Annotated in this window: 20 protein-coding genes and 1 riboswitch; of the genes, 14 read left to right on the top strand and 6 right to left on the bottom strand. The window is 64.7% G+C overall.

Going from position 1 to position 19553, the window contains the following annotated elements:
* Positions 1 to 246 precede the first annotated feature (246 nt).
* The 8 genes from RQH14_RS18565 (at position 247) to RQH14_RS18530 (ending at position 8376) form a co-directional block, all read left to right on the top strand.
* Complete coding sequence (locus RQH14_RS18565; RefSeq protein WP_311214610.1) at positions 247 to 546, top strand: hypothetical protein; 300 nt, start codon at positions 247 to 249, stop codon at positions 544 to 546.
* 630 nt (positions 547 to 1176) lie between these two features.
* Positions 1177 to 1428: a hypothetical protein gene (locus RQH14_RS18560; protein WP_311214609.1), complete on the top strand. Its 252-nt coding sequence runs from the start codon at positions 1177 to 1179 to the stop codon at positions 1426 to 1428.
* A gap of 193 nt (positions 1429 to 1621) precedes the next feature.
* The gene (locus tag RQH14_RS18555) at positions 1622 to 2239 is read left to right on the top strand and encodes a hypothetical protein (protein ID WP_311214608.1); all 618 of its coding nucleotides are present in this window, start codon (positions 1622 to 1624) and stop codon (positions 2237 to 2239) included.
* 67 nt (positions 2240 to 2306) lie between these two features.
* Positions 2307 to 2939, top strand: coding sequence for a copper resistance protein CopC (locus RQH14_RS18550; protein ID WP_311214607.1), 633 nt, complete (start codon positions 2307 to 2309; stop codon positions 2937 to 2939).
* Positions 2940 to 3022: 83 nt separating this feature from the next.
* Positions 3023 to 3610: a copper chaperone PCu(A)C gene (locus RQH14_RS18545; RefSeq protein ID WP_311214606.1), complete on the top strand. Its 588-nt coding sequence runs from the start codon at positions 3023 to 3025 to the stop codon at positions 3608 to 3610.
* Complete coding sequence (locus RQH14_RS18540) at positions 3610 to 4848, top strand: Dyp-type peroxidase (protein WP_311214605.1); 1239 nt, start codon at positions 3610 to 3612, stop codon at positions 4846 to 4848. The genes RQH14_RS18545 and RQH14_RS18540 overlap by 1 nt, the downstream gene beginning before the upstream one ends.
* 129 nt (positions 4849 to 4977) lie before the next feature.
* Positions 4978 to 6444: a PepSY-associated TM helix domain-containing protein gene (locus tag RQH14_RS18535; protein WP_311214604.1), complete on the top strand. Its 1467-nt coding sequence runs from the start codon at positions 4978 to 4980 to the stop codon at positions 6442 to 6444.
* Positions 6445 to 7125: 681 nt separating this feature from the next.
* On the top strand, positions 7126 to 8376 hold the full coding sequence (locus RQH14_RS18530) for an Nramp family divalent metal transporter (RefSeq protein ID WP_311214603.1): 1251 nt from the start codon (positions 7126 to 7128) through the stop codon (positions 8374 to 8376).
* Positions 8377 to 8402: 26 nt separating this feature from the next.
* On the opposite strand, the gene RQH14_RS18525 is transcribed toward RQH14_RS18530, so the two are convergent.
* Complete coding sequence (locus tag RQH14_RS18525) at positions 8403 to 9113, bottom strand: metal-dependent transcriptional regulator (protein ID WP_311214602.1); 711 nt, start codon at positions 9111 to 9113, stop codon at positions 8403 to 8405.
* A gap of 241 nt (positions 9114 to 9354) precedes the next feature.
* Between RQH14_RS18525 and RQH14_RS18520 the strand changes: the two genes are divergently transcribed.
* The 6 genes from RQH14_RS18520 to RQH14_RS18495 are packed head-to-tail and all read left to right on the top strand — an operon-like array spanning position 9355 to position 14304.
* Positions 9355 to 9741 (top strand): metalloregulator ArsR/SmtB family transcription factor, encoded by a 387-nt coding sequence (locus RQH14_RS18520; protein WP_311214601.1) that lies wholly within the window; start codon positions 9355 to 9357, stop codon positions 9739 to 9741.
* A complete protein-coding gene (locus RQH14_RS18515; RefSeq protein WP_311214600.1) occupies positions 9738 to 11696 on the top strand; it encodes a cation-translocating P-type ATPase in 1959 nt (652 codons plus the stop codon). The genes RQH14_RS18520 and RQH14_RS18515 overlap by 4 nt, the downstream gene beginning before the upstream one ends.
* Positions 11693 to 12181 (top strand): signal peptidase II, encoded by a 489-nt coding sequence (lspA, locus tag RQH14_RS18510; RefSeq protein ID WP_311214599.1) that lies wholly within the window; start codon positions 11693 to 11695, stop codon positions 12179 to 12181. Before RQH14_RS18515 ends, lspA begins: the two co-directional genes overlap by 4 nt.
* Before the next feature lie 4 nt (positions 12182 to 12185).
* On the top strand, positions 12186 to 12935 hold the full coding sequence (locus RQH14_RS18505; RefSeq protein ID WP_311214598.1) for a cytochrome c biogenesis protein CcdA: 750 nt from the start codon (positions 12186 to 12188) through the stop codon (positions 12933 to 12935).
* Between the two features lie 45 nt (positions 12936 to 12980).
* Positions 12981 to 13592 carry a TlpA disulfide reductase family protein gene (locus RQH14_RS18500; RefSeq protein ID WP_311214597.1) on the top strand — a complete coding sequence of 204 codons (612 nt, stop codon included), beginning with the start codon at positions 12981 to 12983 and terminating at the stop codon, positions 13590 to 13592.
* A 40-nt stretch (positions 13593 to 13632) separates the two neighbouring features.
* Positions 13633 to 14304, top strand: coding sequence for a vitamin K epoxide reductase family protein (locus RQH14_RS18495; RefSeq protein WP_311214596.1), 672 nt, complete (start codon positions 13633 to 13635; stop codon positions 14302 to 14304).
* A gap of 28 nt (positions 14305 to 14332) precedes the next feature.
* Here the strand turns inward: RQH14_RS18495 and RQH14_RS18490 are convergent, their stop codons facing one another.
* The 5 genes from RQH14_RS18490 to RQH14_RS18470 form a co-directional block, all read right to left on the bottom strand.
* The gene (locus RQH14_RS18490; protein WP_311214595.1) at positions 14333 to 15163 is read right to left on the bottom strand and encodes a M23 family metallopeptidase; all 831 of its coding nucleotides are present in this window, start codon (positions 15161 to 15163) and stop codon (positions 14333 to 14335) included.
* A 4-nt stretch (positions 15164 to 15167) separates the two neighbouring features.
* Positions 15168 to 15341: riboswitch (cyclic di-AMP (ydaO/yuaA leader) on the bottom strand.
* 290 nt (positions 15342 to 15631) lie between these two features.
* Positions 15632 to 16489, bottom strand: coding sequence for an SURF1 family protein (locus RQH14_RS18485; RefSeq protein WP_311214594.1), 858 nt, complete (start codon positions 16487 to 16489; stop codon positions 15632 to 15634).
* The gene (locus tag RQH14_RS18480) at positions 16479 to 18107 is read right to left on the bottom strand and encodes a cytochrome c biogenesis protein ResB (protein WP_311214593.1); all 1629 of its coding nucleotides are present in this window, start codon (positions 18105 to 18107) and stop codon (positions 16479 to 16481) included. Before RQH14_RS18480 ends, RQH14_RS18485 begins: the two co-directional genes overlap by 11 nt.
* Positions 18104 to 19072, bottom strand: coding sequence for a cytochrome c oxidase assembly protein (locus RQH14_RS18475; protein ID WP_311214592.1), 969 nt, complete (start codon positions 19070 to 19072; stop codon positions 18104 to 18106). The genes RQH14_RS18480 and RQH14_RS18475 overlap by 4 nt, the downstream gene beginning before the upstream one ends.
* Before the next feature lie 45 nt (positions 19073 to 19117).
* Positions 19118 to 19540: a metalloregulator ArsR/SmtB family transcription factor gene (locus RQH14_RS18470; protein WP_311214591.1), complete on the bottom strand. Its 423-nt coding sequence runs from the start codon at positions 19538 to 19540 to the stop codon at positions 19118 to 19120.
* Positions 19541 to 19553: the final 13 nt, after the last annotated feature.

Genomic DNA, 19553 nt, shown 5'->3' with positions numbered 1-19553 from the left:
GGAGCTCTGCGACGTCGGGACCGGGCCCAACAGCCGGCCACGGAGCGAAGCGGAGTGGACGCCCAAAAGGGTGCGAGCCCCGCGAGCATGCGTCTCCCCAGGTCTTGTCAGACTGGGTTGGTACGGTGAACCTGTCCCGCCTGGTTTCCCCCAATCCCAGGCGGGACACTTATGTCAGAAGGAGGGGTGGGGACCGGGGGACTGCGAGACATTCTTAGCTGGCGCAGGAAAGCCACGGAGCCGTCCGTGGATGTGCCGGCGGTTGAGGAACGCAAGCCGCTGACGGTTGCTGAATCGGCCGATCTGGAGGCCGCTTGGGCAGAACTGCGCCAGACTGCCGCGGCGTCCAAGGTGACGTCGTTGCGTGCCTGTAGCCGCAATGGGCGTTCTTGGGCCGAAGATCCGGAGGCCGTGCGGGCGATCGCTGCGACCATCGGGCGCATCACGAACGACAGGGCTGAAGGGCCGAAGGACCGAAGGACCGAAGGACGAGCCTGCCCGGTAGGGGCGGGCCGCCGTGTGGCAGCCCGCCCCGTTCCGGTCTAGCTGCCGTCGCCCTTGAGGACCTTGGAGATGGCACGGTACGCCATGATCGCCGCTCCCAGGGCTGTGAGCGAGAGAACGAAGTTCGCGATGTCCAGTGGTTCCATGAGGGTTTCCTTATCGTTGAGTAGGACTTAGTCTGAGAAGGAGCCGGTGGCCGCAACCTTGCGGTCACGACCACCGGGTTTCGTAGCTACACCTACTTCCTTGCTTTACGCTTACGCTTCCGAGTTGCAGCTCGGGAGCGTTTGCTCTTTAAGCGCGCGTTCCGCATGGAGAGTAGAGCGATGACAGCTGTCATCAAGCTCACGACCGAAGTCGCGAGCTTGATCGCTTCGTCGATGCTCATGTAGCCACCTCCTTCCTGCCCCGCCGTGCGAGGCCCCCACGTCGCAGCCGGTCGAGGGTGGGCCGTCAACCCCGAAGAGTGACAGGGGAATCCCGCGAAATAAGGGAGCGCAGCGACCGCGTGGGATTGCCCGGTTGCGTGGGTTGACGGGTCGGGCCCCCGGACGGCTACGATCAGTGGCCTTGTACGGAGAACAACCCAGCCACATGTAAGGCAAAAAGCGGCTTTTGCAGGCCGAAGCGCAGCGAAGGTCCGTTCGGGTTCTGGTCCTTTAGGCTGGGCGCATGGACGAGTCCATTCCGAGGGCACTGCAACCACCGGTTGCTGTTGCCCTGGCGAAACTCGTCAAGGATCTCCCTGGTTCTCACGCGCTCCCAGGCGCTTCCTACTGCGAGCCCAAGTGGGACGGCTATATTCACTGGACTTCGTCAAGTCCTCCGGGCAGTGACGCGCCCTATGCGCCTATTGATGGGGCATTCGGCGGTCCCGTGGAGTGGGTTGGTCTTGGCCTCGTCGGCCACTTGAAGGTGCTCTAGCGAACCCGTCAAGGACATTCCGGCTCCATGTGTTCTGCATGGTGTGATGAATTCAAGGTTGATCGGTGCCGGCTCATCATTTCAGACAAGGAGGTATGCCAGGGCTTACTCTTTCGACGCTGGGTAGAAGTAGAATGGGCGGCGGATTGATGTGACCGCGACTCGTTCGGGTTGTACAGAGATGGAAGCGGAGATGATGACTGGTCGTGGCGTGCGTCTGGTGCGTGGCTGGGCTGCGGCCTTCGCTTCGACAGGCATCGCTGCGTTCTCACACGTCATCGCCGGTGGTTCGTCCCCGGATACGGCTGTGCTTTTGTTGTCGCTGGCCTTGTCTGGGTTTGTGTGCACGGCCTTGGCGGGCCGTTCCCTGTCGTTATGGCGACTGTGCACTGCCGTTGTGTTGAGCCAGGGGCTCTTCCATGCTTTGTTCAGTCTTAGCCCTTCCCACACGATGACTGCCATGGCTCCCTCTTCGGGGCACGCCAGTCATGCGGCCCCGACGATGCTCGCTGACCAGGCCGTCAGCACTGGCTCGCTGGATCATTCCTCGCCGATGATGTGGGCTGGCCACGCCGTGGCCGCCCTGTTGACCATTGCTGTACTCCGGCACGGGGAAGTAACTGCCGTGCGTTTGATCCAAGCGTTGCGGCTCCAGTTGGTTCCGTTCCTGCCACTCTTCCACCCCTTGGCCGTGACACCGGGGGCACCATTCAATCCAGCGAGCTGGCAGGTGCGGCCGCTGCGCAACCTGGGCGTCCCGCTGCTGGTCATGCGGCACCGAGGCCCGCCGCTGCTTCCCGTCGTGTCCTAGGCGCTCAGCGCCTTCACCACCCACTTAGCCCCGCCCGCCGAGGGCGGTCGCGGGGCGGGAAGCAGCCATGGCAAGTTATTCTTTGCATTCTTTTTCGTGGCGGATCCCTGAACGCGGCAGGTATTCCCTGCTGCTGGCCGTGCTGCTCTGCCTTGGTTTGGCCTTGGTTGGCGCACCATCAGCTTCCGCCCATGACGTGTTGGCCTCGTCAACCCCCGGCACTAATGAACGGCTGCCCGAGGCGCCATCGAGTGTCGCTTTACGATTCAGTGCACCCTTGTTGAAGATCGGCCACGAAATCCGTGTAGTCGATGCCGCGTCGAAGAACTGGGTCCAGAGCGAGCCGGTTCTGGCGCGGGAGACGCTGACCCAGCCCTTGGCAGCGGACCTTCCGCCTGGCGAGTACCAGGTTCGTTGGCGGGTAGTTTCCAGCGACGGGCACCCGATCAACGGCAGTTACTCGTTCCTGGTTGGAGCCGACGCGAAACTTGGCTCCGTCCCGGCCCCAGGCGCCGCCTCCGGCCCTGCCGATCCAGTGATCCAGACAGAAGCCGATGCTGCTGCTGCGAGCAACAACCCGGCAATCGCTCTGCCGGGATGGCTGGTTGCTGCCGGTATCGGGGCTGCCGCGGGCTTGGGCTTGTATTTGCTCTGGGGTTTCATCCTCCGCGGCCGCAGAGCCGCGTCCAACAGCGACTAAACGCCACACCAAACTACTAATGACCCCGTGGCCGGAACCGCTCGTGCGTCCGGCCGTGGGCCAACTCCGTCAGGAGCACCATCGTGTCCAAGAAGAATCCTTACCCTGTCCTTTCCATTGTCGCCGCCGCCGTGATTGCCTTGACCGGTTGCGCCCAAGGCACTGCCCCGGCATCATCTCCTGCAGTGTCAGCCAGCCAGGGCGCCCCCGTACTGACCGTGTCAGAGCCGTGGGTCAAGGCAGCCGATTCGGGGATGTCCGCCGCGTTCGGAACTATCCGCAACACAACCGACAAGGACGTGACGGTCGTGAGTGTCAGCACGCCGGCATCGCCCATGGCGGAACTTCACGAAACCATCATGGGCGCCAACGGCACCATGCAGATGCAAGCCAAACAGGGCGGCTTCACGGTGCCGGCCAGGGGTGAACTGACACTTGAACCTGGCGGCAACCACATCATGCTCATGGGTCTGTCCAAGCCGGTTCTGGCCGGGGACGAAGTCAGCTTTGAATTGAAAACCTCCGACGGCGGAGCGGTGGCCTTCACCGCGCAGGGCAAGGATTTCACCGGAGCGAACGAGAACTACAGCTCCGGGGAAAGCACCCCGTCCGGGCACGACTCGGCGGACCACAGCCACAGTGAGTCCGCAACACCGGGGCCGTCGAACTAGTGTCCGCTCATACTGACCGCCCCGAACCGCAGGGCACGGGGGTACGGCGGCGTCACCTTCTATTTGGTGGCGCTGCCGCAGGCCTCGGCGCCTTGGCCGCTGCCGGGGCCCAGTTGGCCAGCTCCGGCACCACCCCCGGCGCCAGCCCTGCCCTGGACGTCAACGGTTCAGAGACGGTTCCGTTTCACGGGTCCAGACAAGCAGGGGTTAGCACCGGGGCTCAGGCGCACGGCGTGTTCATCGCGCTGGACCTGCAGCCCGGGACCACGGCTCGACGGGTCAAGGCACTCCTGAAGCTCCTAAGCGATGACGCGGCCAACCTGACCCAAGGCAAGGCTGCGTTGGCGGACACAGAGGGGGAACTTGCCCTGCGTCCGGCCCGGTTGACGGTGACCTTCGGGTTCGGCCCCGGGATCATCGATACGGTTGCCCCGGCCCGCAGTCCGTTGTGGTTAAAGGACCTTCCGGCGTTCTCCGTCGACAGGCTCGTGCCGGAGTTCACCGGCGGGGATCTGTTGTTGCAGATTTGCGCGGACGATCCGCTGACTGTGGCACACGCTCAGCGGATGCTACTCAAGGACAGTCGTAGCTTCACCACCGTCCGGTGGGCGCAAACGGGATTCCGCCGTGCCTACGGCACCGAGAAGCCCGGAACGACCATGCGCAATCTCTTTGGCCAGGTCGACGGGACCACCAACCCGTCACCAGGTACGGAAAGCTTCGAGAAGGTCGTCTACGGCCATGGGCAGATCCCTGCCTGGACCGAGAACGGCACCTCACTGGTCATCCGGAGAATCAGTATGAACCTGGACAAATGGGACGAACTTGATCGCTCCGGCCGGGAGGAATCCGTGGGACGCAAGCTCTCAAACGGGGCTCCCCTGACCGGGGACAGCGAACATGACGAACCGGACTTTACCGCAGTCAATCCTGTGGGGTTTCCAGTGATCGCGGAGTTCTCCCACATGCGCCGTGCACGACCGGAGGATGAAACCCAACGGATTTTCCGGCGGGCCTTCAACTACGACGCAGCCCCCACCGCCGGGACTGTATCGGATTCCGGGCTGCTCTTCGTCTCCTACCAGGCGGACGTGGACCGGCAGTTCGTGCCGATCCAGCGCCGGCTGGACGAATTGGACTTGCTGAACGAATGGACAACACCCATTGGATCGGCCGTGTTCGCCATTCCCCCCGGATGTGAACCCGGCGGATTCATCGGCGAACAGCTCTTCACCTAAACCAGCACGCAAGCAGTAACCAACCCTGCCCGGCGTGGCCGGGTCTGGAGTGCTGCAAACACCCCTTCACTAAGCTCCGGTCCCGGTCACGCAGACCAGCCGGGAACACGTTCGAGGAAGAACAACTTCATGACAAGCACCATCACCACCGAACCCGGCACCCCTGCCGGGGCCCCGCCCCAACCGGCAGGTAAACGACCCGCCGGGCCCTTGAGGGCACTGATCAGCCGCCTGCACTTCTACGCCGGTGTTTTCGTCGGCCCGTTCCTGCTCATCGCTGCCCTATCCGGTGCTCTCTACGCACTGACCCCGGCAATGGAAGAAACGATTTACGACAAGGAACTCCACGTCCCCGTCTCACAGACCTCCGTGCCGCTGGCTGAGCAGATCCGTGCCGCGCAGCAAGTCGTTGGGGACCAACAGCCCTCCGCTGTCCGGCCGGCACCCATGCCCGGGGACACCACCCGCGTCATGTTCGCTGACCCGTCACTGGGCGAATCCGAATCCCGGGCGATCTTCATCAACCCGGCCAACGCGGAAGTCCGCGGGGACCTGACCGTCTACGGCACCTCCGGTGTCCTGCCGTTCAGAACCTGGATCGACCAGCTCCACCGTAACCTCCATCTTGGCGACTTGGGGCGCATCTACAGCGAACTGGCCGCGTCCTGGCTGTGGGTCATCGCACTGGCCGGCCTGGTTCTCTGGCTCACCAAACCACGCCGCCAAAAGCCGGCCAGGAAGGCTGCTACAGGTCCCGTGACGGCTGCCCGTAAGGGGAAGTTCAGCAGGGCCCGGCTGGCCAAGATCCATGGGACCGGCGGTGCGGTTCTTATCCTCGGATTTCTGTTCCTCTCGGCCACCGGGTTGACCTGGTCCCAATTCGCCGGGGACAACATCTCCAACGTACGATCATCCCTGGACTGGACCACACCCAAGCTCCCCACCGCACTGAGCCCGGCTGCGGCTACCCCGCCCGCCGGTGAGCACGACCACGGCCAAAGCCATGGCGGATCCACCGCTACCGCGACCGATCCCACCGTGTACGACCACGTCCTCGCCGCAGCCCGTCAAGACCCCCTCATCAACGCAGGCAGGGTCGAGATCAAGCCACCGGCCAAAGCAGGCACCGCCTGGACAGTCACCGAGATCGACAGGTCCTGGCCCACCCAGGCCGACGCTGTTGCCGTGGACCCTACAACTATGTCCATCAGCGGCAAACTCGTCTTTGAAGACTTCAGCCTGGCCGCGAAGCTAACCCGCTGGGGCATCGACGGCCACATGGGGGTACTGTTCGGCCTGGCCAACCAACTCGTGCTGGTCATCGTCGCCCTTGGACTGGCAACCAGCGTCCTCGGCGGCTATCTCATGTGGTGGAAGCGCCGCCCCACCAAGGGCCCATCCTGGGCCGCGGGCCGCCACCCGGGCCGGACCTTCCTCCGCACGGCGCCATGGCCGCTGACCGCCGGGGTTGCGATCGCCGCCATCGGGGTAGGGATCGCGGTCCCGCTCCTGGGCATCAGCCTCCTGGCCTTCATGGTCTTTGACGTCATCCTTGGCGTCGTGAAGAACCGCCGCCGAAGCAGCACCACACAATAGGCCAGGAAGCCAGTAGCTGTGGCCGGGCGAGTCGCCTCCCGGCCACAGCTCACTTCCAGACCACCAGCCCTGTCATGGCCGTGCGACAGAGAGATGGCTATTCGTGGTCTCACTGCCATCCCTGTTCAAGCGGTCACCCAAGCCTGTGCGTCAGCCCCCCACGCGGGCATTCCGTCGGATCCGCGCAGGCAACCCACCCTTGAATCCATCCCGACCAGCCCCTCGGCGCAGCCATCCACCGAGGAATCCAACCGTGTACCTGGCCCAGGCAACCCTCATGTGCGCCCGGCGGAGTCGCGACGTGAGGCCAAAGGTAGCGGGCCTGAAAGGGAATCCAATCTGTCACCACCGCCGTCCCATCAGGGGCCCTCGGCCCTCAACGGTTGGAGGCACCACGTTGACCGTTCCGCCGAGGATCCTCCGTTGAGCTGATACTGGCGGAGACTCTTGCAGTCGAGGCCTTTGGCGGTTCGGGATAGTCCGCACGTCCATTCCGGCTCGCACTTCCTTACCGAAGAGTGTGTGGCCTGAGCTCCATCCCCCAGCGCTTAAGTCCTGGCCGGCCCCCGCATGACAGACCGACAAAAGGCAGATTTTATCGGCATCCCTAATAGCTACTTTTCGGTACACCTAACTTTCCTCTATTCTCATAACAGAATGCCCCGATGATGAGGAACGACGATGGCTGCATCCACCCTTGAAACCCGCCCCACACCCCGCAAGGTCTGGTCCCGGCTCCTGTTGCTTGGCCCTGCCTTCGTTGCCGCGATCGCCTACGTGGATCCTGGCAACGTGGCCGCGAACCTCACCGCGGGTGCGAACTACGGGTATCTGCTGGTGTGGGTTCTGGTGGTGGCAAACGCCATGGCCGTCCTCGTGCAGTATCAGTCGGCGAAGCTGGGGCTGGCCACGGGGATGAGCCTTCCCGAAATTTTGGGCAAGCGCCTGGGCACGAAACGGCGGCGGCTGTACTGGGCGCAGGCTGAGATCGTCGCTGGTGCCACGGACATGGCCGAGGTGATCGGCGGCGCGGTCGCCCTGAACCTGCTGTTCGGCCTTCCGCTGTTGGCTGGCGGTGTCATCATCGGCGTGGCGTCCATGCTGCTGCTGGCGTTGCAGTCCCACCGGGGCCAGCGTTCCTTTGAATACGCGATCATGGTGCTCCTGGGAGTCATCGCCGTAGGGTTCATGTCCGGATTGTTCGTCAACCCGCCGGACGGTGGAAGCGCGTTGGCTGGGTTGGTGCCTCGTTTTGAGGGCACCGACACGGTCCTGCTGGCGGCGAGCATGCTCGGAGCTACGGTCATGCCGCATGCGATCTACCTGCACTCGGCCCTGGCCCGGGACCGCCACGGTTTCTCCGAGGATCCTGCAGTGCGGACCCGTCTGATCCGGGCCACCCGCTTCGACGTCGTGGGGGCTTTGCTGCTCGCGGGTGTGGTGAACATATCAATGCTGCTGCTGGCGGCGTCCAGTCTGCGCGGCATCGAGGGAACGGACACCATCGACGGGGCCCACGCTGCGGTGACCTCGGCACTGGGCCCGGCCATCGGTGTCATTTTCGCCGTCGGTTTGCTGGCCTCGGGGTTGGCCTCGACGTCGGTGGGTTGCTACGCCGGTGCGACGATCATGGGCGGGCTCTTGAAGGTCCGGACCCCGTTGCTGACGCGCCGGGTCATTACCCTTATTCCGGCGCTGATCGTTCTGGGAGCAGGTATCGAACCGACCCTGGCGCTGGTGCTAAGCCAGGTGCTGCTCAGTTTCGGCATCCCCTTTGCTTTGATCCCGTTGATCCGGCTCACCGGCAAACGTGACGTGATGGGCATCCACGCCGATGGCAAAGCCCTGAAGATCGCCGGCTGGACCAGCGCCACCTTGATCGTCGGACTCAACATCGTCCTCATCACGCTGACCCTCAGCGGCCAATCCTGAGACCGGGCCCGAAAGCCATGCCCGTCCTAACCTTGGGCCACGGGCTCTACCCAGAGGGCCGCTGCTGCCTCGGCGCCAAGGGCGACGTTCTTCCCGGACCCAGCGAGACGAACAGGTATCCCGGCTGCGAAGGCCTTGCGTTCACCGACGATGAGTTGCGTGCCCGGGATGAGGCCATGTTCGGCGAAGTAGCGGAGCATCTCGGCGCTCTCATCCGAGACCCGCCGAATGACCACAGCATCCCCGGGCCGCACCTCGCTCAACGGCACCGCGACGGCCCGGTCCAGATGTTCGCCCGGCAATGGGATCGGATCGCCGTGTGGATCGTGCCGCGGGTGGCCAAGAAGTGCATCGATCCTGGCGATGAAGGTATCCGAGACTGCGTGCTCGAGCACCTCAGCCTCATGATGGACTTCGTCCCAGCGGTAGCCGAGGTTTTCGACGAGGAACGTCTCCAAAAGCCGGTGCCTGCGGACCATCGCCAGCGCATACTCCTCACCGGTCCGGGTCAGTTCCACTCCGCCGTAGCGGGCGTGCGTCAGCAACCCCTGCGTCGTGTACTTCCGGATGCCTTCGGAAGCGGTCGAGGCGCTGATTCCCAGGCGCTCCGCAACAAAGCCCACCGTGACCGGTTCGTCGGACCACTCCATCGCTGTCCAGATCAACTTCAGGTAATCCTGGGCGACGGCCGTCAGGTCCGATGCCCGTGCCCCCTGGCTTTCGCTACTGATACTCATGCTTCCTTTCGGCTACGACTCCTTCGGGCGGGCCCACTCGGAAAAGAACAAGCCCAGCACCACCAGTAGGGGTCTCGGTATCCACGAGGCCAGAGAGCGACCTCCATGCCGCCTATGGCCCCGAGCCACGTCAGGATGGTTCAGGAAGTCCTGATCGTTGATCAGGGCCAAAGGTGCGCTACGGAGTCATAGCAATAGTGGCATTAACGATAACATCATAAATACGTGCTATCATCGCCAAATGACGATGCAATTTGGCGATTCCGTGGACAACTGCGGCCGACTCGACCCTGCGGCCGCGCTGTTTCATTCCCTAGGTGACCCCACCCGGTTGGCCATTGTGAAGCTGATGGCCGGCGGTGAGGTGCGGGTCAGTGACCTTACCGGGAAGCTGGGCTTGGCCCAGTCGACGGTTTCGGCGCACGTGGCGTGCTTGCGGGACTGCGGTCTGGTCGAAGGCCGGGTGCAGGGCCGCAGCGTATTCTACTCGCTGTCCCGGCCGGAATTGATGGACATGCTCGCCCAGGCTGAGATCCTGCTTGCCGCCACCGGCAATGCGGTCAGCTTGTGCCCGAACTACGGCACCGGCAGTACCGGATCCCCCCTGACGAAGGAGAACGCACAATGAGCGACGCCTGCGGATGCAGCGATGACAAGCCCGAAACCGGCGACGCCGAAGAAGCGGAGGAAAAGGTCGGGTTCTGGCAGGTAAGCGAAATTCGCGCGTCCGCCGTCTCCGGTGTGCTGCTTCTGGCTGGCTGGATCGCGTCCCTGACCGGGGCACCGGAGTGGCTGCGCCTGCCGCTGGAAGTCGCCGCGCTGCTGGTGGCTGCGTGGACGTTCGTGCCTTCCACCCTCCGCCGGCTGGTCAAGGGCAGGATCGGGGTCGGCACCCTGATGACGATCGCCGCGGCCGGCGCGGTCGCACTGGGACAGTTCGAGGAAGCAGCCATGCTGGCTTTCCTCTACGCGATCTCCGAAGGGCTGGAGGAATACTCGCTCGCCAAAACCAGGCGCGGCCTGCGGGCACTGCTGGACCTGGTCCCGGCAGAAGCGACCGTGCTGCGCGACGGCACCGAAATCACGGTAGCCCCGGCCGAGCTGACCCCCGGAGACCGGATGATCGTCCGCCCAGGTGAACGGCTGGCCACCGACGGCCGGATCATCACCGGGCGCACCTCACTGGACACCTCCGCGCTGACCGGAGAATCCGTGCCCGTCGAGGCCGGGCCCGGGTCCGAAGTTTACGCCGGCTCCATCAACGGCACCGGCCCGCTGGAGGTCGAGATCACCAGCACAGCCGAGAACAACTCCCTGGCAAGGATCGTGCACATCGTCGAAGCCGAACAGTCCCGCAAGGGTCCCGGCCAACGCCTCGCCGACAACATCGCCAAGAAACTCGTCCCAGGGATCCTTATTACCGCGGCCCTGATCATCATCTTCGGCTTCATCGTCGGCGAACCGCTGCTGTGGTTCGAACGGGCTCTGGTCGTCCTCGTCGCAGCCTCTCCCTGTGCCCTGGCAATCTCCGTGCCAGTTACGGTCGTTGCCTCCGTCGGTGCGGCCTCCCGTATCGGTGTCCTCATCAAAGGCGGAGGCGCCCTGGAAACCCTCGGCAGAATCCGCACCATCGCTTTGGACAAGACCGGCACCCTGACCCGGAACAAGCCCGCCGTGATCGACGTCGCGGCCACCGGCTCCGCTACCCGGGAGCAGGTGCTCGCCCTCGCGGCCGGACTCGAGGCCCGCAGCGAGCACCCGCTCGCCCGCGCCATCCTCGCCGCCTCAGCGGAACGCGCGCCCGTCACCGACGTGGACACCGTCCCCGGCGCAGGTCTGGAAGGCCGGCTGGAGGGCAGGACCGTCCGGCTCGGCCGCCCGGGCTGGATCGGCGCCGGCCCCCTGACCGCCGAGGTCGAGCGGATGCAGCACGCAGGTGCCACGGCCGTGCTTATCGAGGACGACGGACAGGTCATCGGCGCAGTCGCGGTCCGTGACGAGCTGCGCCCCGAAGCCTCCTCGGTCATTGCCCGGCTCACCGCCTCCGGGTACACGACGGCCATGCTCACCGGTGACAACCTCATCACTGCCACCGCCCTTGGCGAAGCCGCGGGCATCACCGAAGTCCACGCCGACCTGCGCCCCGAGGACAAGGCCGAGATCATCCGCACCCTCCAGACGCGGCAGCCTACCGCCATGGTAGGTGACGGCGTGAACGACGCCCCGGCCCTGGCGACTGCTGACACCGGGATCGCGATGGGCGCGATGGGGACCGACGTCGCAATCGAAACCGCGGACATCGCCCTGATGGGCGAGGACCTGAACCACCTGCCTCAGGTCCTCGAGCATGCACGCAGGACCAGGGCCATCATGCTCCAGAATGTGGGCCTGTCCCTACTGCTGATCGCCGTGCTGATCCCCCTGGCACTGGTCGGGGCGCTCGGCCTGGCGGCCGTGGTCCTCATCCACGAGCTTGCCGAAATTGTCGTGATCGCCAACGGCGTCCGTGCTGGCCGCATTAAGGCACGGCCCTCCGGCTACCTCCAGCCGGAATCAGTACGCACGGCCCGGGTTTCTGCATGAGCACCACACCAATACAGCTACGCACACGCAGAGCTCTCCTCGGGCTCGGTGCCGTTGCCCTGGCAGCCATGGACCTGCTGGCCAAGACCCTCGTCGTGGTGACCATGGCCGATGGCCGGGTCCTGGACTTCGGCCTGTTCAATCTCCGGCTTGCCTACAACACCGGTGTCGCCTTCAGCCTCGGAGCAAGCCTGTCCCCGTGGATTGTCGTCGCGGCGACGACACTGATCGTGGCCGTGCTGGCGGTGTTCCTGTACCGTGCGGCCCCCCGGTTCGGCCGACTGTCCCGCGCCGGGGCCGTTTTCCTTCTCGGCGGGGCATTGGGGAATCTGGTGGACCGGATGGACGGGGCAGGCGTCGTTGACTACCTGCACACCGGGTGGTTCCCGACCTTCAACCTTGCCGATGTCTTCGTCGTCGGCGGAGTAGGTCTGCTGGTTCTGGGGTCCATGCGCAGCCCTGCAGCGCCGCAGGAAGAGCACTGAGACGTTGGACATTGGCGAGTACTTTGCCTCGACGGTGACTTCCGGGGCTCTGGTTCTGGCGTTGCCCCTGGCGGCCGTGGCGGGGTTGGTGTCTTTCCTTTCCCCGTGCATCCTACCGCTGGTGCCCGGCTATCTGGGCTTCGTCTCCGGGCTCACGGACCCGACCCAGCCTCGGAACAGAAGGCGGGTCCTGTCAGGGGTGGCATTGTTCATTCTGGGCTTCGGCGCCGTTTTCACCCTCTATGGTGCGGCCTTTGGAGCCATCGGATCCTGGCTGCTCCGCTGGCAGGACCCGCTCATGAGAGGGCTGGGCATCGTGGTCATCATCATGGGCCTGGTCCTGCTCGGACGGTTTTCCTGGCTCCAGCAAACCCGGAAATTTCAGGTTCCCGGACGCGGCGGGCTCTCCGGGGCCCCGCTGCTCGGTGTCGTCTTCGGCCTGGGATGGACCCCCTGCATGGGCCCAACGCTCAGTGCCGTGCTCAGCCTGAGCGTCACCGCCGGAAGCGCCTGGCGCGGGGCACTGCTGGCCTTTGTCTACTGCCTGGGCCTGGGAATCCCCTTCGTCCTCGTGGCCCTGGGCCTGAACTGGGTCTCTAAAGTCCTGACCGTGGTGCGCAAGCACATCCGTGCCGTCAACATCGGCGGCGCGGTCATGCTGATCGTCCTGGGCGTCCTGATGGTTTCCGGGTTGTGGGTGCAGTGGATCTACCAGCTGCAGAACCTGGCCGGGACATTCCTGATGCCCGTATAGCACCCAGACCCGAGCACGACGATACGAAAAGCGAAGGCCAATGACATGATCAACCAAACAGAGCCGCACCGGCGTCCCGAACGCCGCACCATCCTGGGCCTGGGCGCGGCAGTGCTTGCTCTCGCCGGCTGTACAAGCCCGGACGTTCTGGCCGAGCAGGCCAAGGCCGGAGATGACAAGAACTACATCGCCGGCGACGGGTCGGTGAACGAATACCCGCCCGAGTCACGGGGCGCCCGGGTGTCCCTGGAGGGCCAGCTCTTCAACGGGGAGAAGGTTACTGCCGAGGATTGGGCGGGCAAGGTCATGGTCCTCAATTTCTGGTACGCGGCCTGCGCACCCTGCCGGGTGGAGGCCCCGGACCTGGCCGCCCTGCACACGGAGTTCAAGGACCAAGGCGTCTTGTTCTACGGCGTCAACGTCCGCGACGACGCCGCGACGGCCGAAGCCTTCGAGCGGACCTTCAAAGTCGACTATCCCAGCTTTGATGACAGCGACGGCGGAATCCTGTTGGCCATGACCGAGTACGTTCCGCCCCGTGCAGTGCCCACCACTCTGGTGCTGGACACTGAAGGCCGCGTCAGTGCCCGGATCCTGGGGATCTCTCAAAAAGGAACCCTGAAGGCACTGATCACTACCGCGGCTGCTGGATCATGAATACCAGGGCCGCCACGAAACCAACCAAAGGACGACAGCCATGACCAGCACCGCGAAATCTGCTGCGAACGCGAAACCCGCCTACAGTGACCTTGCTTTAGCTGAGGTGGGACCGGACATTCCCCGCATGACCCGGGACATACCGTTCGGCTGGCTGCTGGTCATCACCGGTGTCGTCGGCTGGCTCGCCTCCGGCGCCTTGGTCCTGGAGAAACTCGAGGTACTCAAGGACCCCGACTATAAAACGGTCTGCGACGTCAATCCCTGGATTTCCTGCGGCCAGGTCATGCAGACCTGGCAGAGTTCGGTTTTCGGATTCCCCAACATGTTTATCGGGATCGTGGCGTTCGCCATCATCATCACCACGGGCATGGCGCTGCTTTCCGGGGCGACGTTCGCCCGCTGGTACTGGGCCGGGCTGCAGGCCGGTGTCACGCTGGGGTTTGTCTTCGTGGTGTGGCTGTGGTCCCAGGCCCTGTACTCGATCCACATCCTCTGCCCCTTCTGCATGATTGTCTGGGCGGCAATGATTCCCCTGTTCGTCTGGGTCACGGCCCGGAACATCACCCATGGAGTCATCAAAGTACCCGCCGGCACGGCCCGCGTTGTCGGCGAATTTGGCTGGATCATTACCGCGCTGCTCTACGTAGCTGTTGCCGCAACCATCTTCTTCGCCTTCAGCCACGTCTTCCTGGGCACATCAGGACTCTGACCCTGACAACCAAGGCGATGGGCGAGGCTTACATCCATCCCTGCGGGTTCACGGTCTGCCCGTTCAGGAGTACCTCGAAGTGCAGGTGGCAGCCGGTGGAGTTGCCGGTGGTTCCGGCCGCGGCCAGCCGCTGGCCGGCGGTTACGGTCGCGCCCACGGAAGTTTCGATGGCGGCGAGGTGGTTGTAGGTGCTCTTCAGGCCGTTGCCGTGGTCCACCACAATCCTGTTCCCGCCACCGTAGGAGGACCATCCGGCCTCCACGACGGTCCCGGCTCCGGCGGCGAACACCGCTACCTGGCAGGCTGCCACGAGGTCCAGGCCGGTGTGCAGCTCCCCGGTGCCCGAGATCGGGCTGGTGCGGATACCGAACGGAGAACTGACCGACATGCTGGCCAGCGGCGCCCCCAACCGGGCCGCGGCAGCGGCCGGGGCCGCAGCGGGGGCCGGGGAGGCAGCCGGGGTCGTCGGCGCGGCCGCGCCAGCAGCAGCAATGGGGGTCTTGGCCGGTACCGGCAACGGTGCCTGCTCTGTGGTGACAGCCGGGCGTTCATAACTGATCGAAGCCCCCACGGGGGCTTGGACGGGCGCGCCGGCGGCGACGGTCCCCGGCGCCTGCACGGCAGGAGCTGTGCCGGTGGGGGCCGGGCCGGCATGGGCCGCGGTGAGCGCTGCAGTCAACAGCGCGGCCACGCTCAGTGTGGCGGCAGCCGTGACCTGTTTGCGCCGGCTCCCCCACACCTCTGCCTCTGGCAGGAGCCGGTGACGGCCTGCAGTGGTGGACATCATCGGGGCGGCCGTGCGGGGCGCGAATCCGGAGGTTGGTTTTCGGCGGCGGCCATGGGGGGATACAGAAGGCAAAGGGGGATCCTTTCGGTTCGCCTGCGAAGTTAGCTGTCGGGTTCGGGCCAAGGAAAATGCCCGGCCGTGCCCGGCGGCCAACAGACCACCGACATCACGGCTTCACCCCAAGGCAGACTTGCTGCCGATTCTGGGTCCTCCACCCCCGCCGTCAAAAAGGGATAGTCGTTTGATGCCCCCGGCGGGGTCCAGCGTGGGCCATCAAAGGTTTTTAGTACAGAAAAACCTGAACTAATAGTAGCCGCAAAGCGTCAACGTTACAATTTCGTGACTTACGCGCGGTCGGCCTCGGGCAGTGCGCCCCGGCTGGGTGCTGTTCTAAGATGCGTGATCGTATCTTCAGATGTGCAGCAAAAGGGTCAACGATCCCGGCCATGGGATCGTTCCCGGCACACCGGGCGATCTCCGCCTTTCCGGGGCTGTCGGTACCCCGTTCTGCGGCAGCCCGGCTTACCTCGGCGCGCCGAGTCAGAGTCCCATCGAGTCCAGGAGGGCGTCTTCTTCCTCGGCCCGGGAGCGCTTGCCCGGGGGTGAAGGGTGGGGTCGCTGGACGTTGCTTGCCGTGTCCGCCGATGCATCCGGGCTTTCATGTTCCTCACGGTGGATGCGTGCCTGTTGACGTGCCATGTATCCGAAGCCCACAAACGCGAGGATTCCGAAAGTGATCCACTGCAGGGCATAGGACAGGTTCGAACCTTCCTTCACCGCAGGCGGGGCAAGCTGCTGCGGGACTGCGGCAGGCTGTGGGGACTCAGAGGCCATGACCCCGTAGCTGCCTTCAAGCAACGGATACCCCAGCTGGCTCGCGTAGTAGGACAGGTCGATGCTGGCCAACTGGCCCTCGGGTGCGTCACGGCCAAGATCGGGCTCGGAGGGTTTGATCCGGATGACCGCGGAGACTTCCCCCGCCGGTGGGGCGGGCACGGCATCGGGGTACCCGGGCCGGATGTTGCCGATCGGCAGCCAGCCCCGGTTGATCGCGATCGTTTCACCGGAGGTCAGCCGGAACGGGACCACTACCTCGTATCCGGCAACGGAGTTGTTGGGACGGTTCCTGACGATTCTCTGATCCCCGGCAAGATACCGTCCGGACACTGCAACCGTCGTCCACTTCGCGTCGGGGTCGGCGGCGTCGAAGTAGGCGCGGGCATCCTGAAACGCTACCGGGGTTTTGCCGTAGTTCTCCTGGACCCTGCGGATTTCGGCCACGGTCTGATTCCGGCGCTCCATCTGCCAGTTCCCCAGCCCAATGCACGCTGAGGCGAAAAGTGCGGCCAGCAGCAGCCAACCCGCCCAACGCCAGGACAGAAGGAAGCTATACGTCATCCTGTTCCTCCCGAAGTTGCCATTGCCGTACCAACAATGCGCGGATGGCCGTCGCCTCGGCGGCAAGGCGGTGGTCTTCTCCGCGGGCCAGGAGGCCGTATTCGACCATCGTCCTGCCGTCCTCATGGGTGCCGGTACGGACCCATACCCGGCGCCGGTTCACATACAGGGAGACCATGAGACCTGCCACGGCCAGCAGCGAAAATACGAGGACCCAGCCTTGGGCGGGGGTACTGCGTACATCCACACCGATGTAGCGTTTAAGCCCGTCGAAGCTGATGCTGCCCTTACCTTCGGGCAGTGTGTAGCTGCCACCTGGGGCCAGTGTGATGCCGCCGGCGGGAAGGTCCCTGCCGTTGAGTTGGGTCAGCTCGGCCACGTCCAGGACGTACACGTTTTGCGGCGCTCCGGTGTCCAGCCCGAGGTCCCCGTAGTACGAATTCAGGCTCAGTTGCGGGTTCAGGGGGTCCGGGTCGAAGCTGTAGGACACACCTTGGTCGTTCTTGATGGCCGAGGGCAGGAAGAACCCGACAAAGCCCAGCTGGGATGGTGCGGCGTCCGGGACCTTGAGGACCACCGAAGAGGTGTAGACCCCGTCGTTGGGGATGGACACCACGGGCCCGCTGAAGGCGGTTTTCCCGGTTCCGTCCTTCACGGTGACGACCGGTGCGTAGCCGTTGCCGACAAGGAATACGCCGGTTTCACCGAAGTAGACCGGTTCGTTGACTTTCAGGGTCTGTTCCCATGCCGGGGACTCTGTTCCGTCCTTGGTGCTCAACTCGGCGGTGAAGTCTATTGGCTGGCCGAACTGGCGGGATGATTCCCTGTCGAAGCGGACTTCGAAGCTCCTCAGCGTGACGGCGAAGGGATCCAGCCAGGCGGTGTTGAAGTTGGTGCCCGGGGTGAAGGCATCGTAGCTGACCAGGGTGTTGACGAAGGTGCCGCCTTCGATGAGGATCTTCTGTCCGCGGTAGCCGAACATCCCGCCGATGGCCACACAGACCAGCACGCCGATCAGCGAGGTGTGAAACACCAGGTTTCCGGCTTCCTTCAAAAAGCCCCGCTCGGCACCCAAGGACGGCCGCGGCCCGTCTGCGGCCCTGACTTCCACGCGGTAGCCGCGCTTCTTTAGAATCCCGGCGGCGTCCGTTATCGCGGCGGCCGCAGTGATTTCGTCCCCGGCGGGCAGGATCAGGGTGCCGTACTCCGGCAGGCGGGAGAGCCGTTTTGGGGTACGTGGCGGTTGGGCCCGCAAGGCTTTGTAGTGGGTGCGGGCCCGGGGGACGACGCAACCGATCAGGGAGATGAAGAGCAGGATGTAGATGGCTGAGAACCACGCCGAGGAGTAGACATCGAACATCTGCAGCGCATCCAGGACCGGCCCATAGGCCGGGTTGTCCTTGATGTACCGGGTAACGAGCGCGGGATTGGCCGATCGCTGCGGGAACAATGAGCCCGGCACGGCGCCCACTGCGAGCAGGAGCAGCAGGAACAGGGCCGTGCGCATACTGGTCAGCTGCCGCCAGGCCCAGCGCAGCATCCCACCGGGCCCCAACGCCGGCAATACGGGGTGTTGCACCTGATCGGCGGCCGGCGTTGAAGTGTCAGGTACTGTCATCGCCGGCGCACCGGACGGTTGGCCAGCTGACGCAGGTATTCGTTGTAGGCGTCAAGGTCCGGGTCCCCCGCTACCGCCGCCTTGCGTTCGGACCTGGCCCATCCCCGGGCCTCGTCCCGTTGCCAGCGAACCAGGATGAACATCAACAACAGCACTCCCGGCAGCTCCCCGTAGGACCAGGCCAACCCGCCGGCCAGTCCCTGGTCCTGCATGGGGTCCACGTTCCAGCTTTCCGGCGGCGCGGCGAAAAACTTGACCATGGGTGCGGTGGCCATCATGATCACGACACCGAAAAAGGCATGCAGCGGCATCTCGGCAAAGATGTCCAACAACCGGCCGAAGTGGGTCTGCCGGCTCGGCAGCGGGTCAGCGGAAATCAGCGGCACCGTGAAGAGGATGCCCGCGGCCAGGAACAACAGTTCCAGCCCGACGTGCCCGTACCAGTTCGGCAGCAGCAGGTCCGCGAGCCCGGAAAAATAGACGCCGTAGAAGCTGAGCAGGAACAGCGGCACCATGAAGGCCGGGTGAATGGCCAGCCGGCCCGCACGGGACCGAAGGCCCCAGAGGGCAAGCTTCAGGACCGGCCGGCCCAGCAGGTTGTGCGGGGTCGCCCGCAGCAGCAAGGTACCGGGGGAACCAATGACCAGCAGGGGTGGGACGGCCATCATCAGGGTCAGCTGCTGGAACATGAAAATGGAGAACATCCGCAGCCCGTACCCTTCGATACCTGCTCCCATGACGACGATGATGGCCAGGCAGCCGAACACGAACGATGCGGTGCGGATCGGGGACCAGTGCCGGCCCTGCCGCCAGAGACTGAACGCGCCGGCGAGGTAGAAGACCGCCGCCAGCAGTGTCAGGGCAGGGATCAGGGGAACGGGCTGCAGGTTCGGTGCGAGATACTCCCCCAGCGACGGCGGCAACGAGGGGAGCCAGACCGGGCCCTCGACTCCAGGCTCACCCATGTCAGTGACCCCGTCCGGCCACGGCGGCCTGGTCAGGGGCGGGAGCTAGTTGTTGCTGACCATCTTCAGGCGGTCCTGACCGGCATGTCCGACGTGCGTGAGACCAAGATCGAGCAGCATGCGCACGTGCGAGTCGGCCAATGAATAGTAGGCCATCCGCCCGGCCCGACGGACCTGCACCACCCGCGGGCCGCGCAGCAGGCGCAGCGCATGGGAAACACCGGATTCGCTCAACCCTGTGGTGGCGGCCAAATCGCACACGCACATCTCCCCTTCGAGCAGCGCGATGAGGATCCTGACCCGTCCCGGGTCCGAGAGCAGCCCGAAGATCACCGCAAGATCCGTCACGTCCGTGTCCGCTGGCATTCGGGACCGGACGGCCTCGACCTTTTCGGCATCGACCAGCCGAACGGCGCAGTCGCTGCCCGGCTGGCTGGGCGTCGGCGCTGCCTGTGCTGTTCCGGTCATTCATTAAGACTAC

Origin of the sequence: Arthrobacter sp. WCS2018Hpa-7 (genome assembly GCF_031843805.1) — a bacterium.
Classification (GTDB): Bacteria; Actinomycetota; Actinomycetes; order Actinomycetales; family Micrococcaceae; genus Arthrobacter.
Note: the sequence above shows the minus strand (reverse complement) of the source record. Positions and strands in the feature narration are given on the sequence as shown.